Consider the following 16,175-nt stretch of genomic DNA (forward strand, 5'->3'; position numbering starts at 1 on the left):
AATTGTCTCCGTTTTGATCAGCCCGGTTAACCAGCCCGCACCACGTTAGCATATCACGAGAGCATCCTGGGCGCACTACACGTTCTCCGGAGTCAAGCAAGCCGGGTACATCAGCGGACACAAAAACGAGGTCCTCCGGGTCGCAGTCGCAGACAAGAGCACGCCGGCGAAGGTGGTCCGGTCCTAGCCGACTACCTTCGCCTTCTTGCCCTTGTCGGTGACGGCGAACCAGAGGCCCTTGTTGTTGTGTCCGCTGATGTCCCCGGGTTCCTTGTCGCCGGTGAACGTGTAGACCGGCCAGCAGTCGATCGTCAATTGCTCACTGCCGTCGGGCCGCTTCACCGTGCCGATCAATTCGGCGGCAATTCCCTTCACATTCGCCTTGTCGACCGGCGCGGCGGGCTTCCAGGTGTCCGTGCAGGCGTCCACGCAACCGATTTTCATGGGCCAGGCGCTGTCCTTGTCGAACCGGTAGAGCGTCCGGCCCTCCGCGTCCGAGAGGATGGGGCCGAGTTGGGCATTCTGGTTCACGGCGAGTTCGGTCAGCTGCTGGGCTGCGCCGTCCTTCCCGGTCTTGTCCGCCCCGCCCTTGTCCGCGCCGCCCTTGGCCGGAGCGGCCGGCTTCCCGTCGGGTCCCAGCACGTGCCAGGTTCCGCCGACGCCCTCGCCGAGCGTGTCGCCCGCCTTGGTGTCCTTCGCGTAGCGGTACACGGGCCATCCCGCGAGCGTGAGCTGCCGGGTGCCGTCGGCCCGTGCGACCGAACCGAGGAGGCTCTTGTCGATGCCCTCACCTGCTGTGGCGTCGTCCGCGGCCACGGCGGGCCAGGCCGTGGCGCAGTCCCCCTCGCAGTTGGACTTGGGGGGCTTGGGCGTGTCCTTGTCGAACCGGTAGAGGGTGAAGCCCTCGCTGTCGGTGACCCCCGCGCCGAGCTCCGCGATGTCCTGCACCTTCAGCTGCCCGGCCGGGCCGCTCTTGCCGGCCGCGCCCGGGTCGGCCCCGGATCCGCTTCCGTAGACGTCGTCGTAGCCGTTCCCGACCTGTTTGCTGTCGCCCACCGGCTGGACCGAGCTCCCCTTTCCCGAGTAATTGTCCCCGGTGCCGCAAGCGGCCGTCATCAGCAGTACCGCGACCGCCGACCCGGCGAATATCTCCCGACGCATCCTCTTCACGATTTCTCCTTCAGGTTCGGTTCCGCGTTTTCTTGCCCCCGGTAATTGATACGGGGCTCCGGGCGGTGGAAGCGGAATTCCCTGGGAATTTGTCAGATCGCGCCAAGATTGAACCCGGCGCAATGGTTCAGTCCTGGATGCGCAGGGCGAGGGCCGGGCAGCGCCGCACCGCGCGCAGCGCCTTCGGCCGCAGCCGTCCCGGCACCGGCATGGACGCCTGCGCCGGGAAGCCGTCCGCGTCGAGCCGCACGACGTCGGGCACGATGTCCACGCACAGCCCGTGCCCCTTGCACAGGGTCCAGTCCACGACCAGCCGCTCCGGACTCTCGTCCTGCGGCAACGGCAGCGCTCCCAGCACCCGTCGGCCGCACCCGCTGCCGAGGGCGTGGTCCCTGAACTCGTCCGGGAACACGCTGAGCGCCGAAGCCACGAAGCGCGAGGTGCCGTCGGGATGACTGCAGGCGCCGCGGCCCAGGACCGCCTTGAGCCGCGCCTGCACCGTTTCGAGGGCGGCGGCGCCCCCTCCCCGGATCGCGTCCTCCAGTACGTCGGCCAGTGCGGGCAGCCCCCGTACGCAGGGGCCGCACTGGCCGGCCGACTCCTTCGCCATCCAGCGGGTCACCCGTGCCACCTCGCCGGCCGGGCAGGTGTCCTCGGGCAGCGGCAGGACGGCCCCCGCCCCCAGCCGCGCGCCGAGCGAGTCGAGGGACTGCCGGGACACCTCCGCGGCGCGGGCGGACCCGGGGTCCAGCCATTTGCCGTGGTAGCCGCCGACCAGGACGCCCTGGCCGGGATCGGTGCCGCACAGTTCCAGGATGTACGACAGCGCGGCCCCGGTGGGTGTCTCGACGACGGTGGAACCGGCGACGGTCAGCAGGACGGTGCCCGGCTCGGCCGGCAGGCCGGCCGTACGGTAGTCCAGGGCGCCGAGCCGTGCGGCGACGGCGAGTTGGGCGAAGGTCTCGGTGTTGGACAGCAGGGTGGGGACGCCGTTCAGACCTCGCTCGCTGGTCCGCACCTTCTGGCCGGACGGTAGGGTCTCACCCCCGTTCAAGCCGTTGATGTGAGCGGTCCCCTCTCCGGTGACGAAGCGTTCGGGGAGCAGCGCCACGCGGACCCGGCGTCCGGCCGGGCCGCGTTCTGCGACGGCGGCCCGTACCGACTGCTCCACGTCCGTCCTCGTGACCCCGACGACGACGTCCTCGGCGGAGATCGCGGCCGCCGCCAGCAGGGCTCCGTCGAGCACCAGGTGCGGGGCGTGCAGCAGCAGTGCGGTGTCCTTGAGGCAACTCGGCTCGCCCTCACTGCCGTTGACGACGACGGCGGTCTGCCCTTCGCGCCCCCGGGCGGACCGCATGACCGCGCGCAGTTTCCGGGAGAAGGGGAACCCCGCCCCGCCGCGGCCCCGCAGGTCGATGTTGTCGGCGAGGTCGACCAGCTCGTCCGGCCGGTACCGGGGCAGCGAGCCGTGCGTGGTCAGATGGGCGACGCGGTCGAGCCGGGGGGCCTGGTCGAGCCCGGCCAGCAGCCTGGGGGCGCCCACGCAGCCCAGGCTGGGTCGCGGTTCGCCGGTCACAGCCGCTGCTCCCGGGTGGCGAACTGCTCTTCCACCGTGCCGCGGTCGCCGCCGGCCCGGCTCCGCGCGTACACGGCGGTACGCGGCGGGTCGTCGGGCCGGGGCGGCGCCGACGGCTGGTCGAACGGGATCGGTCGCGTGCCCCGCCTCGGCCGGGGCACGGACGCCAGCACAACGGACGGCTGTGCCACCGCCTGCGGCGTGGGCGGCCGGGACGTCACGTCACCCATGCGGGACTTGAGACGGAAGGCGAGCACTCCGGCGACGCCGGCCAGGCACAGCGCGTAGGCCGCCGTGACCCAGACGTCGGCGGACCGGCCCGCCTTCAGCCCGTGCACCAGGGACGCGCCCCACGCCGGATAGGCCCCGAAGTGCAGGGCCCTCCACCACAGGGAGCGGCCCTTGGTGGCGAAGGCGCTGCGCACCGCACCGGAGACAGCCACGGCGAGGAAGAGGTATCCGGCCAGCGTGCCGAGGCCGATCAGGACCGGCTGGCCGGCGTCCGTGAACGGCACCGCCGCCGAAGCCGCGGTCGTCCGCTGTTCCGCGATCTTGACCCAGATGTGGAGGGCCAGGAAGCCCAGTCCCGCCACCGCGAGGCCGCGGTGCACGCCCTGGGCGAGCAGCCGGTGGCCGGACCCCAGCAGGAGCCGGTCGCTGGCCACCAGCCCCCACAGGACGGTGGAGGTGAGCGAGACGAGCGAGAGCACGCCCGCCCCGTAGTCGAGGAAGTCCCACACATCGCTCAGGGCGCCCGCGCGGGCGGCCACGGCGAAGGAGACGATGGCCGCGCCGGTGGCGCAGATCACGCCGGGGCGCAGCCTGCCGGCGGTGGGAAGGAGGGAAGGCCGCCGAACGGCCCGCCGGCCGGCGGCCGGTGCCGCTGCTGCTGCCGCGTGACGGCTTCTGCGGCGGGCTCGGTGTGAGCGGGGCATGTGAGGCTGGGGCAGGGGCATCCAGTTCTCCTGTGCGCCTGGGCTCCGAGCGCTCCACCTGGCGCTCGGGCACCCGGGGGTCGTTGTGTCCTCTGTGCCCGGCAGCGCTGTGAAACTCCGCGCCGGCCGAGGGAACTTGGGGCCGGAGTGCAGCAGCATCGTGGAGCTGCACACCAGCTCCACAGGATTTATCGAAACGTGATAATTTCTCGCACCGCGTCTCCGACGCATCGAACAACACCGGAAGATTCCCCTCCAGCGGAGGTTGCGACTGGCCACCGCGCCGCCTGTCACCTACGCGTCCCCGACGGCAAAATTACCGCAAAATCATGGGGCCGTAAGTGGCCGGACCTCTCCAGGAGGGAGTACGAGGGCCGCAACTCCCGTGCCAGACAACGTTGTTGGCGCGGGGGGCAACCTCGGCGGGCTTGTCGCTCTTCCCCGGACAAGCCTCACCCCGGCACGAACGAGGAAACGATGTGCGAACTTCTGAACCGCATCTGGTCCCGCCCGCGTGGCGAGTGGACCCGCGTCCTGCGCAAAGAACTGCCCGCGCTGGCCGCCGAGATAGTGGAGGAGCTTCTGCATGGAATTCCGGAATTTTCCGCCCTTATCGATGACAACGATGCCATCGATGACGAGTTGCTCAGGCAGTGCGTGGAAGAGGCTCTTCTCACCGCGCTCGGCTACCAGGAGCAAACCCGGGAACAGACACCGGACAAGTACGAGGACCAGGACCGGGACGAGGACCCGGACGAGGGCCCGGACGAGAGTGAGGACGACATCGCGGACACGGACACCGGCGAAGTCGCGGCCGGCACCAGGCCCGAGACCAGGGCTGAGACCAAGGCCCGGATCAAGGCCGGAATCACGGTCGAGAGGAACGACGAGTGCGAGGTTACACACGAGGGCCGGTACGAGGGTGTTCGTGAGGGCGTCCGACCCGATGCCCGCGAGAGCGTCGGCGGCGGCGACCGTGCACGTGAGGACCTCTTCAAGGCGCTCACCGATGACCGGGCGGCTTCCGAGAGTTCCCTCGTCGAGCTCGCCGAGGCGGCCGGCTGGCCCCTCCCCCCGGCCGTACGCGCCATCGTGCCGGCCACGCCCGGCGAGGCCCAGCAGCTCGCCTCCGTACTGCCTGAGGCCCTCGCCGGCGCGTTCGCAGGCCGGCCGTGCCTGCTGGTCCCCAGCCCCGACCCCGACAGCCGCGCCCCCCTGGACCAGCTGCTGCGCGGCCGGTTCGCGGCCGTCGGCCACGCGGTCCCGCTCCGGGACACGGCCTCCTCGCTGCGCTGGGCGCTGCGCCTGTTCGGCCTGACGCCCGCCCGCCCGGGCCTGGAGCTGCGGGCCGTGTTCGTGGACGACCACCTCTCGACCCTGCTGCTGCTCCAGGACGAACCGCTCGCCCACGCGCTGGCCGCCCGGTGGCTGCGGCCGCTGGCCGACCTGACCCCGCGCCAGAGCGAGCGCCTGGAGGTGACCCTGCTCGCCTGGCTGGAGGGCGGCGGCGCCCCCGAGGCCGCCAAAGCCCTGAGCGTGCACCCGCAGACCGTGCGCTACCGGATGCGCCAGCTGGAGAAGCTCTTCGGCACCGGCCTGCGCGACCCCCGTACCCGCTTCGAACTGGAGATGGCCCTGCGCAGCCGCCGGCTGATGGCGCAGGTGCGGCGTCAGCACTCGCGCGTGAGCCGCAGGGCGGCGCGCGTGATCACCGCGGACTTCACCCCCGTCGTCGTCGGGCGCATGGCCCGCGTCAACGGCCTCTGAACGGCCACTGCACCGCAAGAGCCCGGCCCGGCCCCGTCGTCACGGGGCCGGGCCGGGCTCTTGCGTGCGGTGTTGGCCCGAAGTCGGCTCCGGGCCAACACCTTTCCCGGGCCGGGCGCGGTGGTGGGGGGAGGGCGCGCCCGGCCCGGGAGCAAAGGGGTCCGCACCGGCCCGGATCGCGAGGAACCGGACCGGTGCGGACCAGGGTGGTCAGCGGCAGTTGCGCCCGTCGTTGATGCAGCTCACGGCCTTGTTCATCAGGCCGTTCGACATCACGTTGATGAAGTCGTCGTGGTCGGTCACCGGCTTGTGCAACTGCTCGGGGAAGCTGTCCACGGCGAAGCGGGCACCCGGCGCCACCCCGTACGTGAGTCGCATCACGAGCTGCGGAATGGCCTTGAAGCCCTTCTGGCAGCGGCCGTTCTTGTCCGGGAAGGCCACGTGCGTGCGGTGGTTGGCGCTGTCGATGTTCTTGCCGTCCCAGCAGCTCTGGAAGGTGAAGGAGCGCACCACGTCGCTGCCCTTGGGGCAGACCGGGTACTTGTCCTTCAGCTGGCGGTTCTCGAATCCGGTGCAGCTCCACGAGGCGTTGGCGTTGGCATTGCCGTTGGTGAAGGCCTTGGCGTCACCGGTGATGATGCGAAGGAAACGGGGCATCGCGGTGACCTTGTCGACGGGACTGCCCTTGAAGGTGATCGACACCTGCTTCGGCTGGAGGATGGTGCCCACGTTGGCGTCCTGGCCTCCGCCGGGAGCCTTGGCGTCCTTCTCCGCCTTGCCGTCGCGCAGCCGCAGCACGGGCCAGTAGTAGCTCGACTGGTCACCGTTCCCGCAGGTGGTGCCGGAGGCGGCGAGGCTGTCGTTGGTGGAGAAGGCGTCGGTGGTCTTGTTGCCCACGTAGTCGTGCATGTGGTGGGCGCCGTTGGAGACACCGGGGGCGACGATCACGTTGTCGGGGTTGAAGTGGCCGTTCTCGTTGCGGCCGCACTGCGAGCTGAAGGATCCCTTGGAGGCGTTCCCCGCGTTGGCGGGGGTGCGTACGTTCGGCTTGATCTTGGTGATGCTGACGAAGTCGCTCCGCGCGGGACCGCCCTTCTGTCCGGCGCCGCTCTTGGCAGCGGCGTTCTGCTCGCCGCCCCCGCCCGCCAGGGCGTCGTCCGCGGCGGGTGCCTTCTTCATGGTGCATCCGCTCAACGACTTTATTTCGGCCGGGGGTTGGCCGGTACGGCCGATCGCGTCGGCCATGCCGTTGATGGTTGCGTCCCGCTGTTCCTTGAGCTCACCGAGGAGGGCGTCGCCCTTCGCCTCGCCGGCGGCGAGGCGCCGGTAGGCATCGGCCACCTGGTCGTCCAGCTTGGCGAGGCCCGCGTCCACCTCGGCCTTGGCCTGGTCGGGCACGGCGGTGATCTTCTCCCCGACGTCGGGGCAGTCGATGGTCGCCGTCAGTTGCCCCGCACGGCCGCCCTCCTGCCCCGCGGACGCGTTTCCGGCGACGATGGCGACCCCGCCACCGCCCAGCACGAGGGCGGAGACCACGGCCAGGAGCTTGTTCGACAACCGGGGGCGTTTGTGGCCCTTTTGACTCATGCGATCACTTCACTTCGTCGGTGGGACATTGTCGGAGAGCGAGTCGAAGTCGACCAGTCCGCTGTCTTCGAGGACCGTGATGTGGTCCAGGACCGTGGTGTTGGCGGACGTGGCGAGGGCTCGCACCATGGAGTTGCGGGTCTGCGCCCGGATCACGGCCACCAGTCCGAAGACCTTTCCGTGCGCGCGGCGCAACAGTTTGATGAACAGTCGTTCGTATTCATCCCCTTTGGCGCGGGTCATCTGGGCCAGCCATTCCTGCTGCTGCGCGGAGGGCTGGTTGGGCAGATCGACGCCGAGGGCCTGGCCGACCTGGATGACTTCCCGGTCCAGCTTGGTGTGGCCGTCGACGAGGTGGTCCCCGGCCGTGCGGATAGGGGGGCGCGTCCCGCGCTGCTGGGCCTGCCGTCCTGCGGGCAGCTCCCACAGCCCGGCGAGCCGAACCTTGCGGATGAAATCCCGGTCCGCGGCCGTCAGCGGCCCGTACGCCGTGCTCATCGTTCCGAGGCCGTCGTCCTCGCCCGCGGGAGCCGCGGCGGCGGCCGAGGCGCTACTGCCGAACCGGTCCACGGGTATCAGCAGTGCGATCAGGGTGAGCGCAAGTGCGGTGATGACGACACCGCTTCCGATCGTGTATCTCGTGGCCACCGACAAGCTGCTGAAAGGTCTCCGCCGCAATGACAGCACTGTGCCTCCTCGCTCCATGGGCCGGGAAGGTGGCGGGGCAGGAGGGTCCGCACGAGCCGTGCGGTGCACACCCGCATTCCCGGGGTGTCACGGGACGCTAGTGCCAGGCGTGGCGTCACTGCGGGAGGACATCACCATCGGACAAACATCCCGGCGGTCCCGCGAAAGGCTGCTATCTTGCCGCGGCGCCAACCGGGGGCCGGGCTGGGGGACTTCCCGCTCGTTCCCGTAGTAGGCCAGGGTCCCGGCGGGGGGCGCAAGGCCGAGTCCCGGCCGCGGCGGCAACCGGCCCGTTCAGCCCGGCCGGGTACGAGGCGGGCTTGCCGCATCGCGCATCGCGCGGTTTAATAAATGAACGAGCATTTATTAACGAAGGGCGGCGGTGGTGGGACGTCCCCGCGGGGTCGAGGATGCGGTGATCCTGCGCGCCGCGGCGCAGGTCATGGGCCGGGTCGGGCCGGCCGGGCTCACGCTGGCCGCCGTGGCGCGCGAGGTCGGGCTGGTGCCCGGCACCCTCGTGCAGCGGTTCGGGTCCAAGCGAGGTCTGCTGCTGGCCCTCGCCGGGCAGTCCGCGAAGGACGCGGGCGAACGGGCCGGCCGCGCGCGCCAGGCGCACGCCTCGGCGCTCGGGGCCCTGGCGGCGCTCACGGTGGAATCGGTGGCCGGGATGGACACGCCGGAGACCTTCGCCCACCATCTGGCGTTCCTGTGCACGGACCTTGCCGATCCGCAGCTCTACGAACACGCCCTGGCCGTTCACCGGGCCCAGGGGCGGGCGGTCGAGGCGCTGCTGGCGGAGGCGGCGGGCGCGGGCGAGCTCCGCGCCGGAACGGACGTCGCGGCCCTGGCTCGCACCGTCCAGGCGATCACCGCCGGAGCGGGCCTGACCTGGGCGCTCGAACGCCACGGCACCCTCGAACAGCGGCTCCGGCAGGAGCTCGACACCGTACTGCTCCCGCACGTCGTGCCCCGGCACGGCCGAGACCTGGAGGAATCACGATGACCGACACGCGCCCGCTGGAGGGCCGGGTGGCCCTCGTCGCAGGCGGCACCCGGGGAGGCGGCCGGGGCATCGCCGTCGAGCTCGGAGCCGCCGGCGCCACGGTGTACGTCACCGGCCGCAGCAGCAGCACGGCCGGGCGCTCCGACCTGGACCGCCCGGAGACGATCGAGGCGACGGCCGAGAAGGTCACCGCCGCGGGCGGCACCGGCATCGCCGTCCGCGTCGACCACAGCCGTCCCGACGAGGTGCGGGCCCTCGCCGAGAGGATCGCGGACGAGCAGGAGGGCCGTCTCGACGTCCTGGTCAACTCCGTATGGGGCGGAGATCCGCTGACCGACTGGGAGAACCCGCTGTGGGAGCAGGACCTGGAGGCCGGTCTCCGGCTGCTGCGCCAGGCGGTGGAGACGCACGTCATCACCAGCCGGTTCGTGCTCCCGCTGCTGGTCGCCCGCAAGAGCGGCCTGGTCGTGGAGGTCACCGACGGCAACACAGCCCGCTACCGCGGCTCGTTCTTCTACGACCTGGCGAAGTCTTCCGTGATCCGTCTCGCCGTCGCGCAAGCGGCCGAGCTCAAGCCGCACGGCGTCGCGGCCGTGGCCGTCACACCCGGATTCCTGCGCTCGGAAGCCCTGCTGGAACACTTCGGCGTCACCGAGGACAACTGGCGCGACGGCGCCGCCCAGGATCCGAACTTCGCGCATTCCGAGACCCCCGCCTATCTCGGCCGGGCGGTCGCCGCGCTGGCCGCCGACCCCGACGTCATGGCCAAGACCGGGCGGGCCCTGGCCACGTGGGGCCTGTACCAGGAGTACGGCTTCACCGACGCCGACGGCACGCAGCCGGACTTCGCCGCGCACTGGGCCCGGAACCTGGAAGAGGAGTACGGGCCCCTGGGCGACCCGCTCTGACGGCCGGGCGGGGCCGGGGGCGCTCGCACCGGCAGGGGCCAGCCGGGCGGGTGGTTCCGGGCGGCGGATGCGAGGGGGTCCGTGCGCGCCGGCCCGAGGGGCCCTACGGTCGGTCCCGAGCGGTTCCCTCCGGACCGTGACGCGTCCAGGCAAGAGGTCGAACCTTCATGAGTCTCAGCATCCGCAACCAGATCGCCGGCACCGTCACCGCCGTCACCGTCGGCGAGGCCATGGCGACGGTCAAGGTCCGTCTGGACGGGGGGCAGGAGATCACCGCGGCCATCACCGCCGCCGCCGTCAAGGACCTCGGCATCACCTCCGGCTCCGGCGTGAAGGCGCTCGTCAAGGCCACCGAAGTCGCCCTGGCCACCGACCCGGTCGAGAACATCTCCATCCGCAACCAGCTCACCGGCACCGTCTCCGACGTGGCCACCGGCCCGGCCATGGCCGCCGTGAAGGTGAACGTGAGCGGAGGCCACCTCACCGCGGCCGTCACCGCCGACGCGATCGATGCGCTCGGTCTGTCCGCCGGCTCGCCGGTCGTCGCGCTGATCAAGTCGACCGAGATCTCCCTCGCCACCGTCTGATGCCCGGTCAGGGGCCGGGCCGGCGGCCAGGACAGAGGCCCGGCACCGCCAGCGCGCCGAACCACACGTGCGTGACGGCGCTGACGTAGCGCGCCCCGCACCGGTCCGAGGGGACCACCGGCTGCGCGCCCGCCCCGTCGAGCTCCTCCCCGTCGAGGCGGGTGGCCAGCAGCACCGGGCTGTCGCCGAAGTCCTCGTCGCGTTCGGCCCAGGCGAGGACGGCGTGGTGCCCGCTGCCAGACCACGCCCCGGGTCGCCGGCAGCTCCGTGAAACGCACCCCCGCGGCGTCCCGCAGCGTTCGTGAAGGCGGGGGCCACCGGATTGAAGGGGCTCTCGCTCATCGACTTGGCGCCCAGCGGGCCGATCGCGTCCGAAGTCTCCATGAAGTGCACCTCGGTGCGCGGGACACGGGAGCCCAGGAGGAGGCGCTCGCGGCGGCCGGGCTGCCCCCGGGCGGTCCGTAGCGGGTGCTGGCGGCGACCTCGGGCGACGCCCTGGCCGAGCGGCTGCGCCACCTGGACAACGCCGCGTGGTCGGTGGGGCGTTCGGTGGCGGTGCTGCATGGGGACCCGGCCGCCGCGGGCGACGCGGCGGGGCCGCTCCGGGCGGTGTGGCCGCTGCTGCAGAAGTGCGGGGGCCGCAGGCGGACCTCCGGCTGGGCGTGGGGGCCAAGGCCGCGGGAGCGGAGGGGCTGCGCGCCTCGCTCAGCCAGGCCCGGTTCGCGCCGACGGCGGCGGACGAGAGCGTCCCGGTGCGCGAGGTCGAGCGCCTGGACACCCTCGCCGAGCTGATGGCGGGGGTCCCGCCGGAGGTGCGGACGGTGTTCGCCGCCCAGACCCTCGGGGCGCTCGGGGACGGGATGCTGCGGGAGACCCTCGAGGTCTTCCTGGCGAACAACTGCTCCTGGGCGCGCACGGCGGAGGCCCTCCACCTGCACGTGAACACCGTGCACTACCGGATCGAGCGGGTGCAGGTCCTGACGGGCCGCGACCTGCCCCGCCTCGACCACAAGCTGGACCTGTACGCGGCGCTGCGCTGCGGATGACCGGGAGCGGCACGTCGGGGCGCGGGGGCGTCAGATGTCGGTCGCGGGGCGTCAGGCGTGGGCCGGCAGGGCCCGGCTACACCAGGTCGATGTGGACCTCGGTGGACTTCACCCGGGCCGTGACCGTCGCCCCGACCGTGATGCCCAGCTCCTCGACCGACTCCCTGGTCACCAAGGACACCACCCGGTGCGGGCCCGACTGGATCTCGACCTGGGCCGCCACGTCGTCGAGCCGCACGGCGGTGACGATCCCGGCGAAGGAGTTGCGGACGGACGTGGCGACGGTGCCCGACGGCAAGGGAGGCAGCCCGGCGGCCCGGTCCTTGACGAAGGCGGCGAGGACCAGCCCGTCGACGGTCCGGGACCCGTCCGGGCCGCGGCCGGCCGGCAGCCGTCCCGTCTCGGCCCACCGGCGGACGGTCTCGGGGCTCACGCGCAGCAACTGGGCGGCCTGCCCCATGGAATACGACGGCACGCCCGCAGCATAGGCGGTGTCCGCGGCTCGTGCGGGCGGGATGCGGGCGAGGCACCCGGGACGGCGGTCCCGGGTGCCTCGCCGTGCTGTCGCCCGCCGCGGGTCGCTACCGCGCCTGGCGGCACTGGCCGTTCGGGGGCCCGTGCCGACCGTGCCCGTGTGCACCAGCTCCGGCTCGTTGCCCTCGCAGCGCAGCGGGCCGGTGACCCGGTTGTCCTGGAACGCCGGGACGTCCTGCCCGGCCCGCAGGCCGGAGCCGCTGTTGCCGTCGATCTGCACCGGTCCGGTGACGGTGTTGGCCGAGGACTGGAGACCGCCGGTGTTGCCCGCGAGGGAGCAGCGGCCCCTCGGTGAAGTTCGTGGTCGTGACGCTGCCTCCGCTGATCGCGGCGCCTCCGCTGTCCACCTTGCCGTCGTTCTGGCAGCAGCCGACGGTCACGGTCGCGCCGCTGGTGGCGGCGGTGGGGCCGCTGAGGAGCCGGGCGGGCCAGGTCGTGGGCCGCCGCGTGCTGACGGCATGCGGATTGCGCCTGCGGAATGTATCAGTCAGATAAGTCTGCGAGTAAGGCGGATTCAGTGAATTCGCCTAGCAGATGCGGTACTCGACAGCAGGGCGTTCCGGGACGTGCGCGACCCCCTGGGCCGTGGAGCGGGGGCATGCCGGCTCGGCGCGCGGAGGTGGCGACGTCGGTGAGATCGCAGGAGAGCAAGAGGGCGCCGCGAGGGCGCGAGGGCGCGAGGGCAAAGAAAAAGGCAAGGAGGTAGAACCGCTCCTTGCCACTCTCAACTTATAGCGCACCGGGGGGCTTGCGGCAAGGCCCCGGCCGTGAGGCAGACTTCGCGGACCGAGCTCCGACCTGCAGAAACGGGAGATCCACCACGTGTGTGTGCTGTTGTCGAGTTATCCGTCGCGCGACCTCGGATCGGAGCTGATGCCGTGAACTCCCTTACCACCACCAGTGCGTTCGACCTTCCCGAGCGCCTTGCCGCCAAGGCCGACGCGGCACTGATCGACCGCGACGAGCAGCACTTCGCGGCCATTTCGGAGAGCCTCGCGCAGTCGATCGCCGAACTGTCCGACCGCCTGGAGGCCGCGCGCAAGGCGCCCGGCGGCATCGGCCGCGAGGCGATGGACCGGGACGCGGAGATTCACCGCCTGACCAGCCGTCTGCGCACCCTGCGCCGCTTCGGCCTGGACCTGTGTCTGGGGCACGTCGTCAGCGCGGACGACGCCGAGCCCGTGTACATCGGACGCCTCGGCCTCACCGACAGCACGGGGCGCCGCCTCCTGGTCGACTGGCGTTCCCCCGCGGCCGAGCCCTTCTTCGCGGCGACCCACGCCACCCCGATGGGTCTGGCGAGCCGTCGCAGGTACCGCTGGAACCGCGGCCGGATCAGCGACTACTGGGACGAGGTGTTCACCGCCGACGGGCTCGAAGGGCACGCCGCGCTCGACGACCAGTCCGCCTTCATCGCCAGCCTGGGCACCAACCGGTCGGCACGGATGCGCGACGTGCTCGCCACCATCCAGGCCGACCAGGACGCCGTCATCCGGGCGGGGTCCCGCGGCGCCCTCGTCGTCGACGGCGGTCCCGGCACCGGCAAGACCGTCGTCGCCCTGCACCGGGCCGCACACCTCGTCTACTCCGACCCCCGCCTCGGCCACCGTCGGGGCGGCGTGCTGTTCGTCGGTCCGCACGAGCCCTACCTGGCCTACGTCGCAGACGTCCTGCCCAGCCTCGGCGAGGAGGGTGTACAGACGTGCACCCTGCGGGACCTCGTCACCGAGGGAGCCGGAGCTGCAGTGGAGACCGACGAGGGCGTGGCCCGGCTGAAGGCGTCCGCCGACCTGGTGAAGGCGGTCGAAGCCGCCGTCCGCATCTACGAGGAGCCGCCGACCGAGGGGATGGAGGTCGAGACCCCCTGGTCCGACCTCTGGCTGAGCGCCGACGACTGGGCGGTGGCGTTCGACGCGGTGGAATCCGGTACCCCGCACAACGAGGCGCACGACCAGATCAGGGAGGAGCTCGCCACGATCCTGATGGACAAGGACGACAGCGACGCCCCGCCCCACCTGCTGAGGAGGGCGCTGCTGCAGGACCGGCAGCTGCTCAAGGCCCTCCACCGGGCGTGGCCGATGATCGAGGCGACCGACCTCGTCGCGGACCTGTGGTCGGTGCCCGCCTACCTGCGCAAGTGCGCTCCCTGGCTCGGCCCCGACGAGGTGCGCGCGCTGCAGCGCGCGGACGCCCAGGCCTGGACGGTGGCCGACCTGCCGCTCCTGGACGCGGCCCGGCAGCGGCTCGGCGACGCGGAGGCCTCCGTACGCAAACGCCGGCACGACGCGGCCGTCGCCGCCGAACGGGCGCGCCGGTCCGATGCCATCGACAGCCTGCTGCAGAACGTCGTGCTCGACGAGAGCGAAGGCGCGGTGGGGATGCTGCACGGAGCGGACCTGCAGGACACCCTGGTCGACGAGAGCGCACTGCCCCGCACCGAACCGGACCTGCTCGCGGGCCCGTTCGCGCACATCGTGGTGGACGAGGCCCAGGAACTGACCGACGCGGAGTGGCAGATGCTGCTGCTGCGCTGCCCGTCCCGCAGCTTCACCATCGTCGGCGACCGCGCCCAGGCCCGGCAGGGGTTCACGGAGTCGTGGCGGGAACGGCTCGAACGGGTCGGGCTCGACCGGATCGACGTGGCCTCCCTGAGCGTCAACTACCGCACCCCGGAAGAGGTCATGGCGCACGCCGAGCCGGCCATCCGCGCCGTGCTCCCGGACGCCAACGTGCCGACCTCGATCCGCAGCAGCGGCATCCCCGTCGTGCACGGATCCGTCGCGGAGCTGGACTCGGTCCTCGACACCTGGCTCGCCGAGCACGCCGAGGGGGTCGCGTGCGTCATCGCCACCGGGGACGTCGCCGGCGGTAACGGCAGCGGCTCGTTCCGGACCACGTCGCGCGTCCGGACGCTGGCGCCGGAACTGACGAAGGGGCTCGAATTCGATCTGGTCGTCCTGATCGACCCGGACACGTTCGGCGAGGGCGTCGAAGGAGCCGTCAGCCGCTACGTCGCGATGACCCGCGCGACCCAGCGGCTCGTGATCCTCACGAGCTCGTAGCCCGGGGACTCCGAGCCGGGGGTCTCCTGGCCGGGGGCGTTGAGCCGGGGGCCTCCCCGGCCGGGCCCCTCGGCAGGGCCCCTCGGCAGGGTCAGCGGCCGGGCGCCATGTCGTAGGTGACCCACATGGTGCGGGTGGCCACCTGGTCGTACTTCGACCGCGCGCGGTGGTTGTCGTCCGCGGTGATCCAGCGGACCACGCTCCACCCGCGCTCGGCCGCGAGCTCGCGCAGGGCGCCGAGCAGCCGGTCGGCGGCGCCCGATCCGCGGTGTTCGGGCGCCACGAACAGGTCGTCGAGGAAGCATCCGACCGTCGCGGACAGCGGCCGGGCGAACGGGCGGTAGTGGGCCAGGCCGAGGAGGCGGCCCGAGGAGTCCTCGGCGACCAGTGCGCCGACCTCGTGGCCGGGGTCGTTCACCCAGGACCACACGGTGGCGGCCGCTTCCTCGGTCTGCTCCACCTGGTAGAAATCGGCGTAGCCGCGGTAGAGGGCGCGCCACTGGGCGAAGTCCTCGGCCCGTACGGCACGCACGCTGATGTCCGACATGGGGCGGGCTCCCGTGATCGAAGGATTGCGGTGGGGGAGGAGCGCACCCGCTCCTCCTTCGGTGCAGGGAATCGATCATGCGGGAGCCGGGCGGCTGCGGCAGGTGCCGGGGTGGAGCAACGCGGACCTCCGGAGCGCCACCGTGGCGGGGTGGCCCGGAGGGCCCGGGCTGCTAGGCCGTCTGGGCCGGCAGGATCGGGTCAGCCGTGGGGCTGGACGATGTTGACCATCCACGTGATGCCGAAGCGGTCCGTGCACATGCCGAAGACGTCGCCCCACATCTGCTTCTCCAGCGGGACCGTGACCGTGCCGTCGCCGGAGAGCTTGGCCCAGTAACCGCGCAGCTCGTCGGCCTCGTCGCCGCTCACGCTCACCGTGATGTTGTTCCCGGGCTTGATCTCCGACCCCGGCGGGTTGTCGGCGCCCATGAGCGTGAAGCCCTTGTCGGTCTCGAGCATGCTGTGCATGATCATGTCGTCGGAGCCCCCGGCCTCCTTCCCGCTGCCGAAGTCGCCGTACGTGTTCACCGTCAGGGTGCCGCCGAAGACCCCCTTGTAGAACTCCATGGCCTGCCGGGCGTTGCCGTTGAAGCTGATGTACGGGTTGAGGCGAGAAGGCACGGGATTTCCCCTTCACGATGATGCGGAAATTTTGTGCCAGATTAGGTGAATGCCGGCCGGTGGCGCGGCCCGACTCCCCGGCCCGGCGGCTGCTCTGCCGAGAGCCCTATGTGCAAATGGATCCCATTGTCGTACCGGTCGGGTTC

At 71.7% G+C, this 16,175-nt stretch carries 14 protein-coding genes and 1 pseudogene; 6 read left to right on the forward strand and 9 right to left on the reverse strand.

Annotated elements, in window-relative coordinates; translation table 11 throughout:
• Nucleotides 1-183: 183 nt before the first annotated feature.
• The 3 genes from PV721_RS20450 to PV721_RS20460 all read right to left on the reverse strand — a co-directional run bounded on the left by PV721_RS20450 (nt 184) and on the right by PV721_RS20460 (nt 3,555).
• Entirely contained in the window at nt 184-1,161 is a 978-nt protein-coding gene (locus PV721_RS20450; protein WP_319726513.1) for an SCO0930 family lipoprotein, read from the reverse strand.
• A 136-nt stretch (nt 1,162-1,297) separates the two neighbouring features.
• Entirely contained in the window at nt 1,298-2,713 is a 1,416-nt protein-coding gene (locus PV721_RS20455) for an NADH-ubiquinone oxidoreductase-F iron-sulfur binding region domain-containing protein (protein WP_319726459.1), read from the reverse strand.
• Between the two features lie 29 nt (nt 2,714-2,742).
• Nucleotides 2,743-3,555, reverse strand: a complete 813-nt coding sequence (locus PV721_RS20460) for a hypothetical protein (protein ID WP_319726460.1) — start codon at nt 3,553-3,555, stop codon at nt 2,743-2,745.
• A gap of 603 nt (nt 3,556-4,158) precedes the next feature.
• Here PV721_RS20460 and PV721_RS20465 point away from each other — a divergent pair.
• A complete protein-coding gene (locus tag PV721_RS20465) occupies nt 4,159-5,448 on the forward strand; it encodes a helix-turn-helix domain-containing protein (RefSeq protein ID WP_319726462.1) in 1,290 nt (429 codons plus the stop codon).
• A 210-nt stretch (nt 5,449-5,658) separates the two neighbouring features.
• Here PV721_RS20465 and PV721_RS20470 read toward each other — a convergent pair whose 3' ends face one another.
• Together PV721_RS20470 and PV721_RS20475 are read right to left on the reverse strand one after the other, a co-directional pair.
• Complete coding sequence (locus PV721_RS20470; RefSeq protein ID WP_319726465.1) at nt 5,659-7,035, reverse strand: DUF1996 domain-containing protein; 1,377 nt, start codon at nt 7,033-7,035, stop codon at nt 5,659-5,661.
• 9 nt (nt 7,036-7,044) lie between these two features.
• Nucleotides 7,045-7,683 carry a DUF4142 domain-containing protein gene (locus PV721_RS20475; protein ID WP_319726467.1) on the reverse strand — a complete coding sequence of 213 codons (639 nt, stop codon included), beginning with the start codon at nt 7,681-7,683 and terminating at the stop codon, nt 7,045-7,047.
• A 424-nt stretch (nt 7,684-8,107) separates the two neighbouring features.
• Here PV721_RS20475 and PV721_RS20480 point away from each other — a divergent pair, with 424 nt between their 5' ends.
• The 3 genes from PV721_RS20480 (at nt 8,108) to PV721_RS20490 (ending at nt 10,220) form a co-directional block, all read left to right on the forward strand.
• Nucleotides 8,108-8,725: a helix-turn-helix domain-containing protein gene (locus tag PV721_RS20480; protein WP_319726469.1), complete on the forward strand. Its 618-nt coding sequence runs from the start codon at nt 8,108-8,110 to the stop codon at nt 8,723-8,725.
• The gene (locus PV721_RS20485; protein ID WP_319726472.1) at nt 8,722-9,633 is read left to right on the forward strand and encodes an SDR family oxidoreductase; all 912 of its coding nucleotides are present in this window, start codon (nt 8,722-8,724) and stop codon (nt 9,631-9,633) included. Before PV721_RS20480 ends, PV721_RS20485 begins: the two co-directional genes overlap by 4 nt.
• Before the next feature lie 167 nt (nt 9,634-9,800).
• A complete protein-coding gene (locus PV721_RS20490) occupies nt 9,801-10,220 on the forward strand; it encodes a TOBE domain-containing protein (RefSeq protein ID WP_319726475.1) in 420 nt (139 codons plus the stop codon).
• Between the two features lie 7 nt (nt 10,221-10,227).
• Here PV721_RS20490 and PV721_RS20495 read toward each other — a convergent pair.
• Nucleotides 10,228-10,458 (reverse strand): annotated as a pseudogene (locus PV721_RS20495) (molybdopterin-dependent oxidoreductase); the annotation flags it as partial.
• A gap of 391 nt (nt 10,459-10,849) precedes the next feature.
• Here PV721_RS20495 and PV721_RS20500 point away from each other — a divergent pair.
• Nucleotides 10,850-11,266 carry a helix-turn-helix domain-containing protein gene (locus PV721_RS20500; protein ID WP_319726478.1) on the forward strand — a complete coding sequence of 139 codons (417 nt, stop codon included), beginning with the start codon at nt 10,850-10,852 and terminating at the stop codon, nt 11,264-11,266.
• Between the two features lie 76 nt (nt 11,267-11,342).
• On the opposite strand, the gene PV721_RS20505 is transcribed toward PV721_RS20500, so the two are convergent.
• Entirely contained in the window at nt 11,343-11,741 is a 399-nt protein-coding gene (locus PV721_RS20505; protein WP_319726515.1) for a TOBE domain-containing protein, read from the reverse strand.
• A 937-nt stretch (nt 11,742-12,678) separates the two neighbouring features.
• Between PV721_RS20505 and helR the strand changes: the two genes are divergently transcribed.
• A complete protein-coding gene (helR, locus tag PV721_RS20510; RefSeq protein ID WP_319726480.1) occupies nt 12,679-14,862 on the forward strand; it encodes an RNA polymerase recycling motor ATPase HelR in 2,184 nt (727 codons plus the stop codon).
• A gap of 91 nt (nt 14,863-14,953) precedes the next feature.
• Here the strand turns inward: helR and PV721_RS20515 are convergent, their stop codons facing one another.
• Together PV721_RS20515 and PV721_RS20520 are read right to left on the reverse strand one after the other, a co-directional pair.
• Complete coding sequence (locus tag PV721_RS20515) at nt 14,954-15,409, reverse strand: GNAT family N-acetyltransferase (RefSeq protein WP_319726483.1); 456 nt, start codon at nt 15,407-15,409, stop codon at nt 14,954-14,956.
• A gap of 200 nt (nt 15,410-15,609) precedes the next feature.
• Nucleotides 15,610-16,029 (reverse strand): VOC family protein, encoded by a 420-nt coding sequence (locus PV721_RS20520; RefSeq protein ID WP_319726485.1) that lies wholly within the window; start codon nt 16,027-16,029, stop codon nt 15,610-15,612.
• Nucleotides 16,030-16,175 lie beyond the last annotated feature (146 nt).

Origin of the sequence: Streptomyces sp. MB09-01, from assembly GCF_033794505.1 — a bacterium.
In the GTDB taxonomy this organism is placed as follows: Bacteria; Actinomycetota; Actinomycetes; order Streptomycetales; family Streptomycetaceae; genus Streptomyces.

What these genes read in the sequence shown, in the direction of transcription:
- PV721_RS20450 (WP_319726513.1), bottom strand. Translation starts at nt 1,161, where the DNA reads ATGCGTCGGGAGATATTCGCCGGGTCGGCGGTCGCGGTACTGCTGATG.
- PV721_RS20465 (WP_319726462.1), top strand. Translation starts at nt 4,159, where the DNA reads ATGTGCGAACTTCTGAACCGCATCTGGTCCCGCCCGCGTGGCGAGTGG.
- PV721_RS20470 (WP_319726465.1), bottom strand. Translation starts at nt 7,035, where the DNA reads ATGAGTCAAAAGGGCCACAAACGCCCCCGGTTGTCGAACAAGCTCCTG.
- PV721_RS20485 (WP_319726472.1), top strand. Translation starts at nt 8,722, where the DNA reads ATGACCGACACGCGCCCGCTGGAGGGCCGGGTGGCCCTCGTCGCAGGC.
- PV721_RS20490 (WP_319726475.1), top strand. Translation starts at nt 9,801, where the DNA reads ATGAGTCTCAGCATCCGCAACCAGATCGCCGGCACCGTCACCGCCGTC.
- PV721_RS20515 (WP_319726483.1), bottom strand. Translation starts at nt 15,409, where the DNA reads ATGTCGGACATCAGCGTGCGTGCCGTACGGGCCGAGGACTTCGCCCAG.